The sequence below is a fragment of the Sedimenticola hydrogenitrophicus genome (assembly GCF_025175675.1).
In the GTDB taxonomy this organism is placed as follows: Bacteria; Pseudomonadota; Gammaproteobacteria; order Chromatiales; family Chromatiaceae; genus Sedimenticola; species Sedimenticola hydrogenitrophicus.
In genome coordinates, this window is sequence record NZ_JANIOA010000016.1 from 56471 (window position 1) to 75163 (window position 18693).

At 60.0% G+C, this 18693-nt stretch carries 19 protein-coding genes; 3 read left to right on the forward strand and 16 right to left on the reverse strand.

What is annotated here, in order from left to right; translation table 11 throughout:
• Positions 1-12 precede the first annotated feature (12 nt).
• Together ubiV and ubiU are read right to left on the reverse strand one after the other, a co-directional pair.
• Positions 13-933: a ubiquinone anaerobic biosynthesis protein UbiV gene (ubiV, locus tag NPX02_RS10610; RefSeq protein WP_260293524.1), complete on the reverse strand. Its 921-nt coding sequence runs from the start codon at positions 931-933 to the stop codon at positions 13-15.
• Between the two features lie 14 nt (positions 934-947).
• On the reverse strand, positions 948-1943 hold the full coding sequence (gene ubiU / locus NPX02_RS10615; protein ID WP_260293526.1) for a ubiquinone anaerobic biosynthesis protein UbiU: 996 nt from the start codon (positions 1941-1943) through the stop codon (positions 948-950).
• A gap of 561 nt (positions 1944-2504) precedes the next feature.
• Here ubiU and NPX02_RS10620 point away from each other — a divergent pair.
• Positions 2505-2933 (forward strand): SirB2 family protein, encoded by a 429-nt coding sequence (locus NPX02_RS10620; RefSeq protein ID WP_260293528.1) that lies wholly within the window; start codon positions 2505-2507, stop codon positions 2931-2933.
• Between the two features lie 19 nt (positions 2934-2952).
• Here NPX02_RS10620 and NPX02_RS10625 read toward each other — a convergent pair whose 3' ends face one another.
• The 6 genes from NPX02_RS10625 to surE form a co-directional block, all read right to left on the reverse strand.
• Entirely contained in the window at positions 2953-3711 is a 759-nt protein-coding gene (locus NPX02_RS10625) for a helix-turn-helix domain-containing protein (protein WP_260293530.1), read from the reverse strand.
• Positions 3712-3932: 221 nt separating this feature from the next.
• Positions 3933-4907: an RNA polymerase sigma factor RpoS gene (rpoS, locus tag NPX02_RS10630; protein ID WP_260293532.1), complete on the reverse strand. Its 975-nt coding sequence runs from the start codon at positions 4905-4907 to the stop codon at positions 3933-3935.
• A 44-nt stretch (positions 4908-4951) separates the two neighbouring features.
• On the reverse strand, positions 4952-5851 hold the full coding sequence (locus NPX02_RS10635) for a peptidoglycan DD-metalloendopeptidase family protein (RefSeq protein ID WP_260293533.1): 900 nt from the start codon (positions 5849-5851) through the stop codon (positions 4952-4954).
• A gap of 44 nt (positions 5852-5895) precedes the next feature.
• Positions 5896-6480 (reverse strand): YqaA family protein, encoded by a 585-nt coding sequence (locus NPX02_RS10640; protein WP_260293534.1) that lies wholly within the window; start codon positions 6478-6480, stop codon positions 5896-5898.
• Positions 6480-7142 (reverse strand): protein-L-isoaspartate(D-aspartate) O-methyltransferase, encoded by a 663-nt coding sequence (locus NPX02_RS10645; RefSeq protein ID WP_260293535.1) that lies wholly within the window; start codon positions 7140-7142, stop codon positions 6480-6482. Before NPX02_RS10645 ends, NPX02_RS10640 begins: the two co-directional genes overlap by 1 nt.
• Positions 7139-7891: a 5'/3'-nucleotidase SurE gene (surE, locus tag NPX02_RS10650; protein ID WP_260293536.1), complete on the reverse strand. Its 753-nt coding sequence runs from the start codon at positions 7889-7891 to the stop codon at positions 7139-7141. The genes NPX02_RS10645 and surE overlap by 4 nt, the downstream gene beginning before the upstream one ends.
• 157 nt (positions 7892-8048) lie before the next feature.
• Between surE and NPX02_RS10655 the strand changes: the two genes are divergently transcribed.
• Positions 8049-8603, forward strand: a complete 555-nt coding sequence (locus NPX02_RS10655; protein WP_260293537.1) for a Smr/MutS family protein — start codon at positions 8049-8051, stop codon at positions 8601-8603.
• On the opposite strand, the gene truD is transcribed toward NPX02_RS10655, so the two are convergent.
• The 3 genes from truD to ispF all read right to left on the reverse strand — a co-directional run bounded on the left by truD (position 8561) and on the right by ispF (position 12641).
• Entirely contained in the window at positions 8561-9628 is a 1068-nt protein-coding gene (gene truD / locus NPX02_RS10660; RefSeq protein ID WP_260293538.1) for a tRNA pseudouridine(13) synthase TruD, read from the reverse strand. The genes NPX02_RS10655 and truD overlap by 43 nt on opposite strands.
• A 458-nt stretch (positions 9629-10086) precedes the next feature.
• Positions 10087-12009, reverse strand: a complete 1923-nt coding sequence (locus NPX02_RS10665; RefSeq protein ID WP_260293539.1) for an ATP-binding protein — start codon at positions 12007-12009, stop codon at positions 10087-10089.
• Positions 12010-12164: 155 nt separating this feature from the next.
• Complete coding sequence (gene ispF / locus NPX02_RS10670; RefSeq protein WP_260293540.1) at positions 12165-12641, reverse strand: 2-C-methyl-D-erythritol 2,4-cyclodiphosphate synthase; 477 nt, start codon at positions 12639-12641, stop codon at positions 12165-12167.
• 371 nt (positions 12642-13012) lie between these two features.
• Here ispF and NPX02_RS10675 point away from each other — a divergent pair, with 371 nt between their 5' ends.
• On the forward strand, positions 13013-13357 hold the full coding sequence (locus NPX02_RS10675; protein ID WP_260293542.1) for a TusE/DsrC/DsvC family sulfur relay protein: 345 nt from the start codon (positions 13013-13015) through the stop codon (positions 13355-13357).
• 17 nt (positions 13358-13374) lie between these two features.
• Here the strand turns inward: NPX02_RS10675 and ispD are convergent, their stop codons facing one another.
• The 5 genes from ispD to NPX02_RS10700 all read right to left on the reverse strand — a co-directional run bounded on the left by ispD (position 13375) and on the right by NPX02_RS10700 (position 18516).
• Positions 13375-14085, reverse strand: a complete 711-nt coding sequence (gene ispD / locus NPX02_RS10680) for a 2-C-methyl-D-erythritol 4-phosphate cytidylyltransferase (protein WP_260293544.1) — start codon at positions 14083-14085, stop codon at positions 13375-13377.
• Entirely contained in the window at positions 14082-14375 is a 294-nt protein-coding gene (ftsB, locus tag NPX02_RS10685) for a cell division protein FtsB (protein WP_260293546.1), read from the reverse strand. The genes ispD and ftsB overlap by 4 nt, the downstream gene beginning before the upstream one ends.
• 151 nt (positions 14376-14526) lie before the next feature.
• Positions 14527-15804 carry a phosphopyruvate hydratase gene (eno, locus tag NPX02_RS10690; RefSeq protein WP_260293548.1) on the reverse strand — a complete coding sequence of 426 codons (1278 nt, stop codon included), beginning with the start codon at positions 15802-15804 and terminating at the stop codon, positions 14527-14529.
• 232 nt (positions 15805-16036) lie between these two features.
• On the reverse strand, positions 16037-16870 hold the full coding sequence (gene kdsA, locus NPX02_RS10695) for a 3-deoxy-8-phosphooctulonate synthase (protein ID WP_260293549.1): 834 nt from the start codon (positions 16868-16870) through the stop codon (positions 16037-16039).
• On the reverse strand, positions 16867-18516 hold the full coding sequence (locus NPX02_RS10700) for a CTP synthase (RefSeq protein ID WP_260293550.1): 1650 nt from the start codon (positions 18514-18516) through the stop codon (positions 16867-16869). The genes kdsA and NPX02_RS10700 overlap by 4 nt, the downstream gene beginning before the upstream one ends.
• Between the last annotated feature and the right edge of the window lie 177 nt (positions 18517-18693).

Here is an 18693-nt window from a genome sequence, read left to right on the forward strand (position 1 = left end):
GCTCTGGGACCTTCACATCAGATTTTCGGCCGCCGCCTGAGCCCGGTTCTCCATCCCGGCCTCGCCATGCCAGTAGCCGTTGCACGAACCCACCGGGACCAGCCGTTCCAGCTTCTCGCGGGCGGTTATCGGGTCGATCTCGCCCTTGAGGCAGCCACTGAACAGCTCTACCACCTTTGCGGTGTGATTGGCCTGGGGACTGATGCGCAACACGTCCACCCCCAGTGCCCGGACCTGCTCCAGCTCCGGGAGCAGATTGAAGGTATGCGCCGACTGGGTCTGGATGCCGTTCAGGGCGAGGAAGCGGGTATCGTCCTGCGCGGCCAGGGTCAGCCCATCCGGAAAGTCCAGGCAGCGATACTGACAGTCATCTTTCGGCAGATTGAAGGCGCGGGCGGTAAAGCAGCGCGCCGAATAGGCCAGCGGCAGACGGCCAAAGGCGAACAGCTCGGTCTCCACCCCCGCCGGCCTCCGCTCCTGCATGGTCTGCAGGGTCTGTTTGGAGAGTTCGACCGGAAACACCCAGCGCCTGAGGCCCTGCCTCGCCAGCAGACTGAGGGTCCGGTCGTTATAGATATTCACGCTATGGCCCGCGACGAAGGGCTTGCCGCGCATCAACTGCACCGCCCCCATGTCATTGGCTTCAACCATATGCACGCCATTCTCGCACAAGCGCCGCAGACGCTTCAGCTCAGACTCCGCCTCCAGCAGCGCCAGGGTGGAGAACACCACCTCTTTCCCCGCCGCGGCCAATCGTTCCGCCAGGGAAAACCAGTCGTCGGTGCGCATCAGGCTGCGTTTGGAACAGACCGTCTCGCCCAGATAGATGATATCCACCGGTGCGGCCGCCATCTCTTCGTAGAAGTCGAGCAGTTGGTCCTTTGCCCAATAATAAAGTACGGGTCCGAGCGAGAGTTTCGGCTGTGTATGCATAGTGGTAGAGACCTTCACTGCCAGGGGCGACTATAGGCGCCAAGAGTGGTTTGCGTCCCTTCCGATACCTTGCCCAGTTCGGCCATCCACGCGGCCTGAGGGCGGTAGTTTTGCGGATCCCGTTCACAGGCATCCAGCGCCGCGCGCCAGACCCGAGCCACCTGCTGGACATAGACCGGGCTGCGCTGGCGTCCTTCGATCTTGATCGCCACGACACCGGCGGCCTGAAGTTGGGGCAGCAGTTCCAGTGTATTGAGGCTGGTCGGTTCCTCCATGGCGTGATAGGTGTTGCCGCCGACCCGGAAACTCCCCTTGCAGAGCGTGGGATAACCGGCATTCTCGCCCTTGGCGAAACGGTCGATCAGGACCCCGCCCAAGCGGGTTTCCAGACCCGCCGGGGTCTCCCGCCACTCCACATGACTGGCCGGCGAACAGGCGCCATAGGTGTTGGGCGAGCGGCCGGTGGCATAGGAGGAGAGAATACAGCGCCCCTCCACCATCACGCAGAGACTGCCGAATCCAAACACCTCGATCTCGACCGGGCTGTTGTTGACAACATGCTCCACCTGACTGAGGGAGAGCACCCTGGGCAATACGGCACGGAGGATACCGAAGTTGTCCTTGTAGAACTGCAGCGCCTCGTAATTGGTGGCTGAGCCCTGAACGGAGAGGTGCAGTTTAAGCTCCGGATAGCGATTTGCCGCATAGTCCATGATCCCGATATCCGCCGCGATCATGGCATCCACCCCCAGTTCGGCCGCCTGATCCACCGCATTCTGCCAGCGGCTCCAGCCATCCGGCTGGGGATAGGTGTTGAGTGCCAGGAACACCTTCACCCCACGCTGGTGGGCATAACGGATACCCTCCGCGATCTTGGCCGGGCCAAAGTTCAGACCGGCAAAATGCCGGGCATTGGTATCGTCACGAAATCCGAAATAGACGGCATTGGCACCGTTATCCACCGCGGCCTTGAGGGAGGGCAGATTTCCGGCAGGGCATACTAGTTCCATCGATTAAGTCACTCAGCAGGTATGAAACAGGACAGGGGCGGGCATTTCCTCGCCAGGGGTCTGTCGGTCTTGACCGATCGTAGCTAGTAGGTTGGGGTGAGCCTGCGAACCCCAACTAAATTCCCTTCAGCGACGATGTTGGGGTTCGTTCCTCACCCCAACCTACGGACTAATTCCGTCAATTAGACTCCTAGTTTCGATCTTTAATCGTAACTACTCACCCGCCTGCAAGCGATTGGCCTGGCTTGTTGGCCGATCTTGATGGCGTCTCGAATCCGGCTCCTTTTTCAGATTCAAGCCTGCCCTTGTCTGAGCGAAGCGAGTTTGGGCAGGCGCTGAAAAATGGGCCGGATTCGAGGAAACAAGCCATCGTGTGAGGCCGACAAGGCAGGCCAATCACCCCGTGAGTAGTTACCTTTAATCTAAAATCAATCGGTTGCACATTTCCTGTATATTTTATAGGTCAATTATCCCTTCCCCGACACCGCACAGACAACCCCTAATTAGTACGGGTTTAAGTCAGTGGCATCGCCCGTCTTGGCCTGGGCGACGGTTACCGGTATGCTTCGCAGCCATTCCCGGCCCGTTACGAATACCATGCTCTACTACTGGATCAAAACACTGCACGTCAGTACCGTGAGCTTCACCATCGGCTTCTTCACGCTGCGCTTCGTGTGGATGCTGAACGGGTCACGCCTGTTCAACCACCGTTGGGTCAGGCGAATTTCCCAGATCAACGACACACTGTTGCTGATGGCCGGCATCGGCCTAGCCGTGATGAGCCGGCAATACCCGTTTGCGGCCCCCTGGCTGACGGCCAAGCTGGCCGCGCTACTGCTCTATATCGTGCTGGGGATGTTTGCGTTCAGGTGGGCCCGTTCGCGGCACGACCGAACCCTGTTCGGCTTGCTGGCCTTGCTTAACGTGGCCTATATCGTCTCGGTCGCCTTGACCCGCAACCCCCAACCCTGGGGAGTTTGGTTTGGTTAGCGGCCGATCCGGGGAGGGATCAGTGTTCGGCAATCTCTCTCAGACCGTCCGGATCCAACAGGCGCAGGCGTTTATGGCGCAGCTGAATCAGGTCATTTTTCTGAAACCGCGTCAGCACCCGGCTGACCGTTTCACTCGCCAGCCCGAGATAACTGCCGATGTCGCTTCTCGACATACCGATCTGAAACTCGACCTGGCGCATGCCGCGTGAATACAGACGCTTGGTCAAATTGAGCAGGAATCCGGCAAGACGCTGATCCGCACTCTGATGGATCAGTGCGGTGATCAGCTGGTGGTTGAACGCCACCTCGGCACTCAACATGCTGATAATGCCCCGCTGCAACTCCTCCAGCAGATACCCGGTCTCCGCGAGGGACTCCATTCGCAACTCACAGACGCTGCTGTCCTGCAGCGCGCGGGCGGTATAGGGGTATCGCTGGCTCGAGAGGCCCTCCATGCCGATCAGCTCGCCGATGAGGTGAAAACCGACCACCTGATCATGACCGGAGACCTTGGGAATATAGGTCTTGAACGAACCCGATTTGACGGCAAAAACCGACCGGAACGGATCATCTTTGAGAAAGATCGTCTCCCCGCGGGCCACCTGGCGACGCCGCAGCAGCACCCCTTCCGGCACATGACTCCCCTCCTCGGCATACTCAAGGATGGAACACATCGGGTCCATGCCGCAATCCTGGCAGGCCACTTCGCCGGCCGCCAGCTTTTCCGGCACTCTTCTACGCCCGATATGCGGAATCTGTTTCTTCAGTTTTTCCATTCGTCAATCGTTGTTCAGTCGCTGATGGTTCAACATATCCTGCCAAAAACATGACAATAATTATACACGGTCTAGCAGCAATTCTTATTCACCGCCATGGGTTGCGGTGAATTGCCCTCACCCGGTGTCGGCATGAATTTCCCGCGCGGGAGACAGCACGACACCCTGCCAGTACCACCTGAACAGGGTGCCTGTTTTACTGACAAACGTCAGACAGTAGTCTACTTGAATAACGCTTCCACGGAAAATCCATCCTTTTCCAGGATGCCACGCAGGCGCTTCAGGGCATCCATCTGAATCTGTCGGACCCGCTCCCGGGTGACCCCCAGTTCATTGGCTACCTGCTCCAGGGTGGCGTTTTCATAGCCGTGCAGCCCAAACCGCCGTTCCACCACCTCACGTTGCTTATCATTCAGCTTGTTCAACCAGTCATCCAGATTCGCGGTCATTCCCTCGCTCTGCAGGCTGTCGGAAGGGTCTTCCGACTGCACATCGGGGATAGTGTCGAGCAGCGGTTTGTCGGCATTCTTGCCGAACGGCGTGTCGACGGAGGTGATCCGCTCATTCAAGCCCAGCATGTGTTTGACTTCATCGATCGGCTTGTCGAGCAGTTCCGCTATCTCATCGGCGGTCGGCTCATGATCCAGTTGCTGGGTCAGGGCTCGTGCCGCGCGCAGATAGACATTGATCTCCTTGACCACATGAATCGGCAGGCGAATGGTGCGCGTCTGATTCATGATCGCCCGCTCGATGGTCTGCCGGATCCACCAGGTGGCGTAAGTTGAGAAGCGGAATCCCCGTTCCGGATCGAATTTTTCCACCGCCCGAATCAGACCCAGATTCCCCTCTTCGATCAGATCGAGCAGGGCAAGGCCGCGGTTCATGTAGCGTCGGGCGATCTTTACCACTAATCGCAGATTACTTTCGATCATGCGCTGGCGGGCGGCGATATCGCCTTTCTGCGCCAGCCTGGCCAGCGTAACCTCCTCTTGTGCGGTCAGCAGTTTTGAACCACCGATTTCACTCAGATAGAGTCGCGTTGCGTCCATCTGGGCGGATTGGCCGGCCGCATCTTCACTTTCGGATATGATTTTTACATCCTTATCCGCAGGTCGTTTTGTCCTTGTCGTGGTTCCCGGGGATACCGACAAGCCGGCATTCCCCTCACTCTCCTTATCCAACTGCCGTTTGACCATAAAAATCCTCCTGTCAAATCTCCGCGGACAGACCGATGAGTAAATCATGGGTGGCGAGGCAACAGCTTCAGTGGATCAACAGGCGCACCATTACGTCTGATCTCAAAATGAAGCATGGGTTTTCCATTACCATCGCTGCCCATTTCCGCAATACGTATCCCTTTCTTTACCGTATCACCTTCTTTAACATGGATTTTTTTATTATAACCGTAGGCGCTGAGAAAATTTTTATTATGTTTGATGATAACCAGTCGCCCGTATCCAATCAAACCACTTCCTGCGTAGACCACCTTGCCCGTCTCCGCGGCGTTGACCGGGGCTCCGTATTGCCCTTCGATCTTCACCCCTTTTCTCACCGGATCGCCTTTGACAAAACGCTGTACCACCGGGCCTTTTGTCGGCCATAGCCAGTGTAACGTTAAATTGTTACCGGTTATTTTCTCCTCGGCCTGGCTTGATGATACCCCTATTGATGGCGATTCGGATACCTCCTTACCAGATACTACCGGTTTATTCGGCCGAGCGGCACCTGTTGATTGTGGGGTTTTTGTCGAAGCCTGACGGACAACCCGTTTCCGTGGTGCGGGCACCAGGCGCAAGCGCTGGCCTGGATAGATGGTATAAGGGTGCCCGATTCCGTTCCAGCGGGCAATAGAGGTGTAATCGATGCCGAAACGCCAGGCGATGGAGTACAGGGTGTCGCCTTGCGCTACCCGGTAGGCACCGGGTCTGGCGCCGACATGCTGCGGCGGCGGGTGGTCACGGGAAACCACCGGTGCCCTCACCGGGGCGCCGCAACCGCCCAGACTCCCGGTCAACAGCAATACGATCAGGCAGTCGCGAACCCTCCTGGCGTCCTTTGCCCGCGGACCCGGCGCAATAAGCCGGATGTCGCCGCAGCCGATCCGGAGACCGATCATTTTGCCATACACCTTACCTGTCAATATTACGCCCGCTCCTGGTTTGCCACGGCTGATTCAACCAGGGGCTACTGGGATAGCTTGACCCAGGTGACGGCCAGGCCGATCAGCAGCACCGAAGTCCAGCCAATCCTATCAATATATTTATGCAGTGTACCCTCCATACGTTCACCTCCCCAGGCCATCAGGCCGGCCACCAGGAAGAAGCGTGCGCCGCGCCCGATAAAGGATGCCAGGATAAAGGGCAATAACGCCATCGAGATGACCCCGGCAGTGATGGTGAACAGTTTGTAGGGAATGGGCGAGAATCCGGCCAGGAAGATCGCCCAAAAGCCCCACTCGCCAAACCACTCCCGCACCTGCAGATATTTGGGGAAATAGCCCGCCCCCCGGAGCAGGGGTTCGATCAGCTCAAAGGCAAACAGGCCGATCAGATAGCCCAGTAGCCCTCCCAGGACAGATGCCACCGTGGTCAAAGCGGCGAAGTTCCACGCCTTGTCTGGATTGGCCAGAGTCATCGGCGCCAGCATGACGTCGGGGGGGATGGGGAAAAACGAGGATTCGGCAAAACTGAGCCCGGCCAGGTAGTGCGGGGCATGGCGATGGCGCGACCACTGCAGCACACGCGCATACAGACGGGAAAAGAGTTTCATCACAGCGTGCCCCCCAGCAGCGGGACGAAAACCACCTGTTCGAGCAGCTCTTTCTCATAGCCGGTCCGGGTGCGGATCACCCGCACCAGAACCTGCTCGGAGCGATTGCCAATGGGCAGGATCATACAGCCGCCGACACGCAGCTGCTCCACCAGCGCCAGGGGAATGCCCTCCGGGGCCGCGGTGACCAGTATGCCGTCGAATGGCGCATATTCAGGTAGCCCCATACCCCCGTCGCGATGCTGCAGACGGATATTGCGGATATGCAGCTCCTGGAAGCGTCTTCTCGCCTGTAGGTGCAATGATTTGATCCGCTCCACGCTATAGACCCGTTTTACCAGCCGCGACAGGATCGCCGTCTGGTATCCGGAACCGGTACCGATCTCCAGCACCGTCTCCATCGGCGCCACCTCCAGCAGCAGTTCGGTCATCCGGGCCACGATAAACGGCTGGGAGATGGTCTGGCCCTGGCCGATGGGCAGTGCGGTATCCTCATAGGCCCGACTGGCAAGCGCCTCATCCACGAAGATATGACGCGGTGTATGGCGAATGGCGTCGAGGACGGCGCGGTTGCCGATCCCTTCATCCCGCAGGCGCTGTATCAACCGCTCCCGGGTGCGCTGTGAGGTCATGCCGATGCCGCGGTGCAGGGTACTGCTCATCGCCCCAGCCTGCTCAGCCAGTCACCCAGGCGATCGATATCGGTATGCCGGGTCAGATCCACCTGGAGCGGTGTGACCGAGACGTAGCCCTCCCTGATGGCATGAAAATCCGTGCCCGCACCGGCATCCTGCTCGAGGCCGGCCGGTCCCACCCAGTATATTGTGCGCCCCCGCGGGTCGGTGTCGCGCACTACCGGTTCGGCCCGATGACGATGGCCGAGCCGGGTGACCTGATAACCCTTCAGCTCCGCATAGGGGAGATCCGGTATATTCACATTGATAATGGTATCCGAGGCCAGGGGTTCCGCCTGCAGATGCTGAACCAGTTCCCGGGCGACCTGCGCTCCGGTGGCAAAATGCTTTGGTTCATGGGCATTCATGGAGAGGGCGATCGCCGGCAGACCCAGGAACCGTCCCTCGGTGGCAGCCGCCACGGTGCCGGAATAGAGCACATCATCGCCCAGGTTGGCACCCGCATTGATGCCGGCAATCACCATGTCCGGCTCCTCATCCAGCAGGCCGGTGATGGCCAGATGGACACAGTCGGTCGGAGTTCCATCCACCCGGATAAAACCGTTGTCCGCCAGTTCCGCGCGTATCGGATACTCCAGGGTCAGCGAATTGCTGGCCCCGCTGCGGTTGCGCTCCGGGGCTACCACGGTAATCTCGGCCAGGGCCGACAGCTCGGCCGCCAGTATCCTTAGCCCCGGGGCCAGGTAGCCGTCATCGTTACTCAGTAGAATCTTCATACAAAATCAAGGCGCCAAATGCTCTGGTTCAAAGGCCAAACTATACTGGAAATGCCACAACTACTCGACTGGCAGCGTACGGTTCGCGGCATGGATTACCGGTATAGCGGCAGGATTGCCTAACAGTTGATTCCGGAATGGTATACTGGTTGCCGTAATGAACGGCGATGAACAGCAGAAACCGGGCGAAGTCGACCTCCTTTTCCAGCAGGAGATGGATGGCGCCGTGCGCCATGAGCACGACAAGGCGACGCCCTACAAGCCCAGGTTGAAACCGCTACCGCTCCCGCCCAATCCCAAGGTGACGGGAGATGGACTGAGTGACGCGTTTGCCGATCTCAATATCGAGACCGGCGAGGAGCTGGAGTTCGTCCGCCCGGGGATTCAGCACCGCCTGTTTCAGGAACTGCGGCGCGGCAGCATCCCGCCCGAGGATATGCTCGACCTGCACGGCCTGCGGGTGGTGGAGGCGCGCCAGGCGCTGGCCGGTTTTCTGGCGCATGCCATCCGCCACCGGCTGCGGGTGGTGCAGATCATCCACGGCAAGGGCTCTCGCTCGGAAGACCGGCAGCCGGTCCTGAAACAGAAAATCAATCAATGGCTGCGACAACGCGATGAAGTGCTCGCCTTCTGTTCCGCCCCCCAGTTTGACGGGGGCACCGGTGCGGCCTATGTGCTGCTCTCGCGCAAGGGATCCAGGGATGGCGATTGACGGTAGTCGACACACTCCCTGAGTAGCGCGGTGGCGAAACAGCCTTTGGGCAGGCTGAAGCCCAACTCCAGCAGATCACCCTGCCGGCTCCAGGCCAGATCGCTCACCGGCACCCGCAGGGCACGCCGCTCCATCTGCAGCCCGAAACCCTCCAGCCCCTCGCGCCAGAACCGCTCCGGCAGCAGCACCGCCGACTCCAGCTCGGCCACCTCGGCCGTGACCATGGCCTCACCGCGCCCCCACAGGGGACCCGAGAGGTGGATATCCATCTCCCGATGGCGCCGCCGTAGCTCATCGTCGACCGTAGCGGCGGGAAAACTGCTGCGCGTCCCGTCCAGCATCATCCGTTCCCCGGCCAGCGGCCGGTTCCAGTTGCCGGCGCTGACCCGGGCGGCCAGCACCTTATTGAACAGCAGCGAGCGGACCGCGGAGAGATAGAAGCCGCGCTGCTCCCGCTTCACCCGCTTCAGCTCACCGCTGAACAGGGCGCGGGCCGCTGCCAGGTTCGCATCATCCGTGCCGAAGCGCTGCTCGCCGAAATAGTTGGGTATCCCCTCGCGCGTGATATGTTGCAGGGTTGCATCCAGCGCCGCCTCATCCCCGTCAAACGCCCGCACCCGGATCCTGAACCGGTTCCCCTTCAATGCGCCGACACGCAGCTTCCGGCTGTGCCTGGCGGTTTGCAGCACCCGGAATTCGCTCGATCCGATGGCGTCCCAGTCCGGCTCCGGTTTGCCGGCCAGACGGATCGAGAACCACTGCCGGGTCACGGCGTGCCGATCCTTCAGTCCGGCATAGCTGACATCCATGCGCGGGACACCGGCAAAGCGGGCCAGCACGCCGGCTACCCAGGCGGTATTGCTGTCACGCTTCTCCACATGCAGCAGCAGATGCTCCCCTTCACCGTCCGCTTCCAGCAACGGGATCTCATCCACCAGGAAGTCCTCGGGTGTGTGTCGGATCACCCCGCGACAACGCGGCGTCCCATAGGCAAAAGGCAGCAGTCTGTTCTCAGGTTCGGTCACGGTATCTGTTCAGGTGGTGAAAAACGGCCATTCTAACCGATCCCAGTGAGTCTGTCGGCTTGTGCAACAGACTCCAACAATTCTAAGCGTGGTTTTCAATAGCCGTTTAGTTATCCCAGTCCGGTCAGTAAGGAACCACGGATGGACACAGATTCACACCGATAGGAGCTCAGAATTCTGAATCTGTGTTTATCTGTGTGAATCCGTGGTTCTCCAGGGTCCCGCCCATTATGAACTTGTCCGCTATGCCTCACCTCTCTGGCGCCCATCAAACCATCGGAGGGAATTACAGTATATTTATTCGCGTTTATTTGCGTTCATTCCATCCTTAGCCCGTAAACGATGCATTGCATCCTCGGCTCCGTTATCGGTACATCCCTGTACCACTCCTCTTGCACCACTCCTCGCGGCTAAAAATGAATCCTTGCCAAGCGATGCTGAGGCTAAGTGCCCAAACTTTACACCGAATCGATGCGGCGATCCCGGGCCACCGGGTGGGTGCTGTCGCAGGGCAGCCGCAGAACGAATCGCGCACCACCGCCCGGCGGAGACTCCACAAACAGCTCACCACCGTAATTCTCCCTGATAATAAAGTAGGCGACGGATAGCCCGAGGCCGGTACCCACCCCGATCGGCTTGGTGGTAAAGAAGGGTTCAAAGATGCGGTTGGCCTGATCTGGCGGAATACCCGGCCCGTTATCCTCGACCTCCAGCCTGACGGCGGCGGATTCGCCCCGAATCCTGAGAATGAAGCGCGCCGCCTCCGGGGTGCGGGATTCTGCCATTGCCTGGGCTCCATTCTTCAACAGGTTGAGCAGCACCTGCTGAATCTGACTGGACTCACAACTGACCAGGGGCAGAGCGTCGTCATATTCCCTGACAATTCCAATCTGCCTGAAATCAAAGCCATCCTCCAGGCGGTAGTCGTTGGCCGCCAGTTCAAGCGACTGTTCCATCAGTCCGACCATATCGCAGGGTTCCAGATGGCGACTGCTTTTGCGGCTGAAACTCAGCATATTGTCGACGATCTTCGCGGCCCGCTTCCCGGACTCCCGGATCCGTTCGATCATCTCATAGACCTTGCGCTCGTCCAGATAGCGTGTGACCGACTGCAGCGTTGTTCCGCACTCTGCCGCGGTCTTTCTATTGGCAGGCAGATCCGCCTGGATCCGGTTCTGGATCACCTGGATATTTTGCAGTATACCCGCCAGCGGATTATTGATCTCATGCGCCATGCCGGCCGCCAGACCCCCGATCGAGAGCATCTTTTCCGACTGGATCATCAGCTCTTCTATACGCACCCGCTCGGTGACATCATCCACCCGGATCACCGCGCCATCGATGCCGTTGGTGGTCAGCGGATAGATGGTGACGTCATAAAGCCGGAGCGCCTTCCCCTCGGCTGATTTCAGGCGCTGGCCGTGGGACGACAGGCCCTTGCGGACAGCGTCCCGGATAGGCGTGATCTGTTGGGCCAACAGGGGAAACACGGAGATCAGGTAGTGCCCCGCCGCCTGTGCCGCGGTGACCCCGGTAACCCGCTCCGCCTGCCGATTCCACTGGATTACCCGACAATCCACATCCACACAGATCAGTGACGAGGGCATGGAGTCCACCACATTACCCAACAGATTGCGCAGCCGGTTGAGCTCGGCCTCCGCCTCCTCCTGCTGGCGAATGTGCAGGCGATACTCGTCCAGCACCCGATTCCCCGTATTCACCAGCAATCCGATCTCATCCGCCCTATGCCCCGGGGGCATGGCGATCCTGGCATCGGAATTATCCTCTGGATTGATCGCGGCAAACGACGCGGCGGTGCGCATCAGCGGTTTGGTGAGGGTGAAGTAGAAAATCACACTCAACAGCAGTGCCAGCACCAGGATCCGAACGATGCCGAACAGCAGGATCAGTCCCGCCCGCTCAAAGAAGTCCGCCGTCACCAGATAGGGGTCGACCGACAGCGTCAGTACCCCCACCGGCTGTGCCCGCCCGGTCCACTCCAGCGGGAGCTGATAGCTCTGGCTGTCACCCACCAGCCGGTTCGCCAAGTTGCGCAGGGGGGAGTCCACACGCACCCGCTCGGCGGTGGCCAGCACGCCACCGAGGTCATCCCTGATCTCCGCCTTAAACACCGGGGGATATTCAAACAGGCCACTTACAACCTGCTGCGCCAGGGTGTTGTCCAGACTGTAGGCGGCCTGGGCCGCCGGCGATTTCAGCAGCCGCAGTACCTGATTGACCGTCTGATCCACTTGCAGTTTTTCCTGCTCCAGATCGACCACAATCTGGTAGATGGATAGAGCCAGGCCAATGACAAACACTGTCATCACGGTGATCAGTGCCTGTTTGTAGGTAAGGCTGTTTCTGCGTTTTATCCTCACCACGTCTCCGGATTGCTGACGGTCATGTTTCGTTCAGATAACTAGCGTTAGCGCAACTTTGTTAGCTCTATTCAGGTTGGCTACCTTGGGCCTTCCACCCTGTAGTTCTCCGCACAGCACCAGCATCTGACAAAGTAGAATCAGGTCGAAGCCCTTTAGTCTCTCCGGACCAGCAGTACCACGGCATAACAGGCGATTCCCTCGCCGCGGCCGGCAAACCCCATCCCTTCGGTGGTGGTCGCCTTGATATTGATATTTTTTCGATCACTACGCAGATCAGTGCCCAGGTATGCACGCATGGTATCGATGTGGGGGCTGAGTTTTGGCGCCTGTGCCACCACCGTGATATCGGCATTGCCCAGTATCCACCCTTCCGCTTCCAGCAACCCGGCCACCCGGACGAGCAGCTTGCGGCTGTCGATGGCCTTGTATTCGGCGCTACTGTCGGGAAAATGAAACCCGATATCCCGTAGCCCCGCGGCGCCGAGCAGCCCGTCACAGAGCGCATGGATCAGCACATCACCATCGGAATGCGCCTCCAGGCCAAACGGGTGGTCGATCTTCACCCCCCCCAGGATCAGGGGTCTGCCGGGGGCAAACCGGTGGGCATCGTAGCCCTGGCCTATGCGCATCGCACCACCTCACGGGTTAGGGTCGCGGTAAGAATAAAGTGTTCCAATATCGCACAGCCCTCGGTTTGCTCACAAGGCCGCTCTCGGGCATCCTGCCCTTCGCGGCATTAGCGCATCCTTGCACGTCGCGTGCAGAGGGGCGCGTAGCGAGCCTATGTAGCCCTTTGCACAACGCCGTGAGCAGGCCGAGGGCGAAGCGGGACGGGATGATCTATTTTTTTCGCGGCCCTTAAATATGAAAAAACGCTCCCAAGCCCTGAACCGCCTGCGGGCGACAGGCAGTCTCGGCTGCCGTGGACTACTCTTTTATATAACAGCTAATAAGAAGAAAGTGACCGTAGCGTTCCTCAATCAACCGGGAGGAGAGGAAAATGCCGAAAATGGACCCCTTATCCATCGAACAGCGCCAGCTACCCGACAGCTTCTACCAATGGAACCCGACCCTGGCCGAGTTACTGGCGGCGGAGGAGCATATCGAGCTGACCGACAAGCACTGGCAGGTCATTCACTTTCTGCGCGACCATTGCGACACCCACGGTACCGGCTGCAGCGCGCGACTGCTGCTCAAGACCCTCAGCCGACGATTCGGCAAGGAGGGCGGCAAACGCTATCTATATACCCTGTTCCCGCGCGGACCCGTGGTGCAGGCCTGCAAGATTTCCGGCATTCCGCTGCCGCAATATGCCCTGGATCTCTCCTTCGGCAGCGTCCATTGAACGCTGCCGCCGGCGGGTCAACCGCGGCCCTGCCGCTCGAGCAGGAAACCGGCCAGCACCAGGTCTTCGGGCGAGGTGATCTTGATATTGTCGCTACGCCCCGCAATCAGCAGCGGGGCGGCACCTGACAGCTCCATGGCACCCGACTCGTCGGTGACCAGCAGTCCGCCTTCCCGGGCGCTTTCCAGCGCCTTAAGCAGGGCGGCATAACGGAACATCTGCGGGGTGAACGCCCGCCAGAGCTGTTCCCGGGGGACGGTCTCCAGCACTCTGTCCGCGGGGTCCGCCCGCTTGATGGTGTCGCTGAGCGGTATCGCCAGCAACCCGCCCACCGGGTGCCCGGCCAGGGCTTGCAGCAGCCTGTCCAGATCGCTCCGGTGCAGGCAGGGTCTCGCCGCATCATGCACCAGCACCCAGTCCATGGCATCGGCCTCGCCCTGCAGCGCCAACAGGCCGTTCAGCACCGAATCGGCGCGCTCCTTGCCGCCCGCGACCCGCTGCACCCGGGGATGTTCCGCATAGGCCGTCCCGCTCCACCAGGCATCCGTCGCCGAGACAGCCACGATTACCCGGGCAATCCGCGGATGCTCCACCAGGGTCCTTAGGGTGTGGTCGATGACCGGGCGGCCATGCAGGTTCAGATACTGTTTCGGTACCGCCCCCCCCATGCGCCGGCCGACTCCCGCCGCCGGCACCACCGCCCAGTGGCGCCTGGCCGGCCGGGTCACCGTTTGCCCTCGCGGGGTTCGATGATCTGGTAAAAGGTTTCACCCTGGCGAATCATGCCGAGATCATTCCGCGCCCGCTCCTCGATCGCCTCCAGTCCCTTCTTCAGGTCGTCCACCTCGGCCTGAAGCGCCTGATTGCGCCGCCGCATCTGTTGCAACTCGCCCTTCTGCTGTTCGATCTCCTGTTTCAGCAGATGCAGTTCCGCCAGGCTTCCATCGCCCACCCAGAGGCGGTACTGGAGCACCACCAGCATGGCAAAAAGCAGCAGCATCAGAATACGTAGCATCATCGTAACTACTCACGGGGTGATTGGCCTGCCTTGTTGGCCGATCTTGGTCCAGCCATCGTGTGAGGCCAACAAGGCAGGCCAATCACTTACAAACCGGGTGAGTAGTTACACATCATCTACCTTAACGATTCGGCGATGGATACTCGCCCGTTCAGAGGCAGTTAAATGCCCCTTTACCCGCATAAACCGCCTCGCTGCCCAGCTGATCCTCTATACGCATCAACTGGTTATACTTCGCCACCCGGTCGGTGCGGCTCAGTGAGCCGGTCTTGATCTGCCCGGTATCGGCCGCCACCACCAGGTCGGCGATGGTGGTGTCCTCGGTCTCGCCGGAACGGTGGGAGACCACCGCGGTGTAGCCGGCATCCCTGGCCATATTGATCGCTTCCAGGGTCTCGGTCAGGGTGCCGATCTGGTTGAACTTGATCAGGATGGAGTTGGCGATGCCCTGCTCGATACCGCGGGCGAGGATCTTGGTGTTGGTGACGAACAGATCGTCGCCCACCAGTTGCACCCGACTGCCGAGCCGCTCGGTCAGCAGTTTCCAGCCGTCCCAGTCGCTTTCGTCCATGCCGTCCTCGACGGAGATGATCGGATACTGGTCGACGATGCCGGCCAGATAGTCGACAAACTCCGCCGCATTGAACCGGCGGCCTTCCGAGGCGAGGTCATACACCCCGTCCTTATAAAACTCGGAACTGGCCACATCCAGGCCCAGGTAGATGTCGCTGCCTACCTTGAAGCCGCTCTTCTCGATCGCCTCCAGAATCACTTCGATCGCCGCCACATTGGAAGAGAGATTCGGGGCAAAGCCTCCCTCGTCACCCACGTTGGTATTGAGGCCACGGGCCTTCAGCACCGCCTTCAGGGCATGGAACACCTCGGCGCCGTAGCGGACCGCCTCGCGGATCGAGCCGGCGCCCACCGGCAGGATCATGAACTCCTGGATATCCACGCTGTTGTCGGCATGGGAGCCGCCATTGATGATGTTCATCATCGGCACCGGCATGCGGAACGGACCGTCCGAGAGAGAGCGGTAGAGGGGCAATGCCCGCTCCTGGGCCGCCGCATGGGCCGCCGCCAGGGAGACGGCCAACAGGGCGTTGGCGCCCAGCCGGTCCTTGTTCTCGGTACCGTCCAGCTGGATGATCTTGCGGTCCAGCCCGACCTGATCCTGCACATCCAATCCCAGTAATGCCTGTTTCAGCTCGCCGGTGATGTTGCCGACCGCCTTGAGCACGCCCTTGCCCAGATAGCGCCGCGGGTCGCCGTCACGCAGCTCCAGCGCCTCGCGCGATCCGGTGGAGGCCCCCGACGGGGCCACGGCCCGGCCGATCGCGCCATCGGCGGTGATGATATCCGCCTCTACGGTGGGGTTACCACGGGAGTCCAGGATTTCACGACCTCGAACATCAACAATCTCAGACATTGTTACTCCAGTTTATTGACTCCAAAAGCCTGTCGGATTTAACGCGGATCGATTAAGGACCCGCCCGACAGACTCGCGGATAAGATAAAAGTATAAATAATTCAGTTTTCGCCGGATCAAACCATACGCTGTATTTGTGGCAGGACGCTTACATGCCGCCGCGGTGCCATACAATACTTAATCCCCGAATACCCCGATCCGGGACATTTTTTTATCTCAACGCGTGGTTATCTCAAAGCGTGCTTTCGATAAACCCGCGCCGCTTGACCGCCTGGTCCAGCTCCATCAGGGTCTCCAGCAGCTCCTCCATGCGCTGCAGCGGCCAGGAGTTGGGGCCGTCGCTCAGGGCCTGTTCCGGGTTTGGATGGGTCTCCATGAACAGCCCGGCCACCCCCGCCGCCACGGCGGCGCGAGCCAGTACCGGCACGAACTCGCGCTGCCCGCCGGAGACGTTGCCCTGTCCGCCCGGCAGCTGCACCGAGTGGGTGGCGTCAAACACCACCGGGACACTGGACTCACGCATCACCGCCAGCGAACGCATATCGGAGACCAGATTGTTGTAGCCGAAGGAGGCACCACGCTCGCACACCATGATCTGCGGGTTACCGGTACTGCGTGCCTTCTCCACCACGTGTTTCATATCCCAGGGCGCCAGGAACTGCCCTTTTTTCAGGTTGACCGGAAGCCCCTGGCTGGCGACCGCCTTGATAAAGTTGGTCTGGCGACAAAGGAAGGCCGGGGTCTGCAGCACATCCACCACTGCGGCCACCTCATGCAACGGGGTGTCTTCGTGCACATCGGTCAGCAGCGGCACGCCAATCTCCCGTTTCACCTTCTCCAGGATCTTCAGCCCCGCTTCCATTCCGGGTCCACGAAAGCTCTCCCCGGAGGAGCGGTTGGCCTTGTCGAACGAGGATTTGTAGATAAAGGGTATACCCAGCCGATCGGTCAGCGCCTTCAGCGCGCCGGCGGTATCCAGCGCCAGCTGCTCGCTCTCCACCACACAGGGACCGGCGATCAGGAACAGCGGGTGCTCAAGACCCGCCTCGAATTCACATAGTCTCATGCCTGCACACTCTCCCTGCTCATCTCGTATTTATGCTTCCGTGCCGCCTGGACAAAACCGGTGAACAGCGGATGACCGTCCCGCGGGGTGGAGGTGAACTCCGGATGGAACTGGCAGGCGACAAACCAGGGATGATCCCTGATCTCGACAATCTCGACCAGTTTGCCATCCATCGAGCGGCCGGCGATCTTCAGGCCCGTCTTCTCCAGCACCGGCAGATACTGGTTGTTGAATTCATAGCGATGCCGATGGCGCTCGATAATGGTATCGCTGGCGTACAGTTTGCGGGTCAGGCTATCCTCGGCCAGCCGGCACTCCTGTCCGCCCAGCCGCATGCTGCCGCCGAGATCGGAGTTCTCGTTGCGCACCTCCAGCTCGCCATCCGCGTTGAGCCACTCGGTGATCAGCGCGATCACCGGATAGGGCGTTTCGCGATTGAATTCGGTGCTGTGGGCATCGGCCATCCCCGCCATGTGACGGGCATATTCAATGACCGCCACCTGCATGCCCAGACAGATGCCCAGGTAGGGGATGCGCAGTTCGCGGGCATAGCGCACGGTCGCGATCTTGCCCTCCACGCCCCGTTCACCGAAGCCGCCGGGGACCAGGATCGCATCCACGCCCGTCAGGCAGTCGGTACCCTCTTTCTCCACCTGTTCGGAGTCTATGTACTTGATATTGATCTTGGTGTGGGTATGAATCCCGGCATGGATCAGCGCCTCGGAGAGGGACTTGTAGGCCTCGGTCAGATTCATGTACTTGCCGACCATGGCCACCGTGACGCTGCCGTCGGTGTTCTCCAGGCCGTCGATCACCGCCCGCCATTCGGACAGATCCGCCGCCGGCACATTGAGTCCCAGCTGGCGTACCACGATCTCATCCATCTTCTGTTCGTGCAGCAGCAGCGGAATCCGGTAGATGTTATCCGCGTCCACCCCGGTGATCACCGCCTCCTCGGGGACATTGGTGAACAGCGCGATCTTCTGGCGCTCGCCCTCCGGCAGCGGACTCTCGCAACGACACAGCAGCACATCAGGCTGGATGCCGATGGAGCGCAACTCCTTGACCGAGTGCTGGGTCGGTTTGGTCTTGATCTCACCCGAAGTGCGGATATAGGGCACCAGTGTCAGGTGCAGGAACAGGGCGTTCTGTTTTCCCAGTTCCACGCCCATCTGGCGAATCGCCTCCAGGAACGGCAGGGATTCGATATCACCCACGGTGCCGCCGATCTCCACCAGGGCGATATCGGCGTCGCCGGCGCCCAGCCGGATACTGTCCTTCATCTCGTTGGTGATATGGGGAATCACCTGCACGGTGCCGCCCAGGTAGTCACCGCGCCGCTCCTTGCGGATGACGCTTTCGTAGATTTGGCCGGTGGTGAAATTGTTGTTGCGGCCCATGGTGGCGCGGATGAAACGCTCATAATGACCCAGATCGAGGTCGGTTTCCGCGCCGTCCTCGGTAACGAACACCTCGCCGTGCTGGAACGGGCTCATGGTGCCGGGATCCACGTTGATGTAGGGATCCAGCTTGATCATGGTGACTTTGAGACCACGCGCTTCCAGCAGTGCGGCCAGTGAAGCGGAGGCAATACCCTTGCCCAGTGAAGAAACAACACCGCCCGTGATAAATACGAATTTGGTCATAGACTCTATGTCTTGTGGTGGAGGAAAGAAATCATTCAGGACGGGGCAATGCTCTGTCAAGGTGATATTGACGTATTCAGTTGGCCTGTCCGCGTTCCTGGCAAGGCGCGGCTCGCAGCGAATGGCCCGGTCCTTTGCAAGAGCCGCAACGCGGACAGGGGCGCGGACAGGCCAACC

What these genes read in the sequence shown, in the direction of transcription:
- NPX02_RS10700 (WP_260293550.1), bottom strand. Translation starts at nt 18,516, where the DNA reads ATGACCAAATTCGTATTTATCACGGGCGGTGTTGTTTCTTCACTGGGC.
- NPX02_RS10675 (WP_260293542.1), top strand. Translation starts at nt 13,013, where the DNA reads ATGCCGAAAATGGACCCCTTATCCATCGAACAGCGCCAGCTACCCGAC.
- NPX02_RS10655 (WP_260293537.1), top strand. Translation starts at nt 8,049, where the DNA reads ATGAACGGCGATGAACAGCAGAAACCGGGCGAAGTCGACCTCCTTTTC.
- eno (WP_260293548.1), bottom strand. Translation starts at nt 15,804, where the DNA reads ATGTCTGAGATTGTTGATGTTCGAGGTCGTGAAATCCTGGACTCCCGT.
- NPX02_RS10620 (WP_260293528.1), top strand. Translation starts at nt 2,505, where the DNA reads ATGCTTCGCAGCCATTCCCGGCCCGTTACGAATACCATGCTCTACTAC.
- NPX02_RS10645 (WP_260293535.1), bottom strand. Translation starts at nt 7,142, where the DNA reads ATGAGCAGTACCCTGCACCGCGGCATCGGCATGACCTCACAGCGCACC.
- kdsA (WP_260293549.1), bottom strand. Translation starts at nt 16,870, where the DNA reads ATGAGACTATGTGAATTCGAGGCGGGTCTTGAGCACCCGCTGTTCCTG.
- ubiV (WP_260293524.1), bottom strand. Translation starts at nt 933, where the DNA reads ATGCATACACAGCCGAAACTCTCGCTCGGACCCGTACTTTATTATTGG.
- ftsB (WP_260293546.1), bottom strand. Translation starts at nt 14,375, where the DNA reads ATGATGCTACGTATTCTGATGCTGCTGCTTTTTGCCATGCTGGTGGTG.
- NPX02_RS10640 (WP_260293534.1), bottom strand. Translation starts at nt 6,480, where the DNA reads ATGAAACTCTTTTCCCGTCTGTATGCGCGTGTGCTGCAGTGGTCGCGC.
- ispF (WP_260293540.1), bottom strand. Translation starts at nt 12,641, where the DNA reads ATGCGCATAGGCCAGGGCTACGATGCCCACCGGTTTGCCCCCGGCAGA.
- ubiU (WP_260293526.1), bottom strand. Translation starts at nt 1,943, where the DNA reads ATGGAACTAGTATGCCCTGCCGGAAATCTGCCCTCCCTCAAGGCCGCG.
- NPX02_RS10625 (WP_260293530.1), bottom strand. Translation starts at nt 3,711, where the DNA reads ATGGAAAAACTGAAGAAACAGATTCCGCATATCGGGCGTAGAAGAGTG.
- surE (WP_260293536.1), bottom strand. Translation starts at nt 7,891, where the DNA reads ATGAAGATTCTACTGAGTAACGATGACGGCTACCTGGCCCCGGGGCTA.
- rpoS (WP_260293532.1), bottom strand. Translation starts at nt 4,907, where the DNA reads ATGGTCAAACGGCAGTTGGATAAGGAGAGTGAGGGGAATGCCGGCTTG.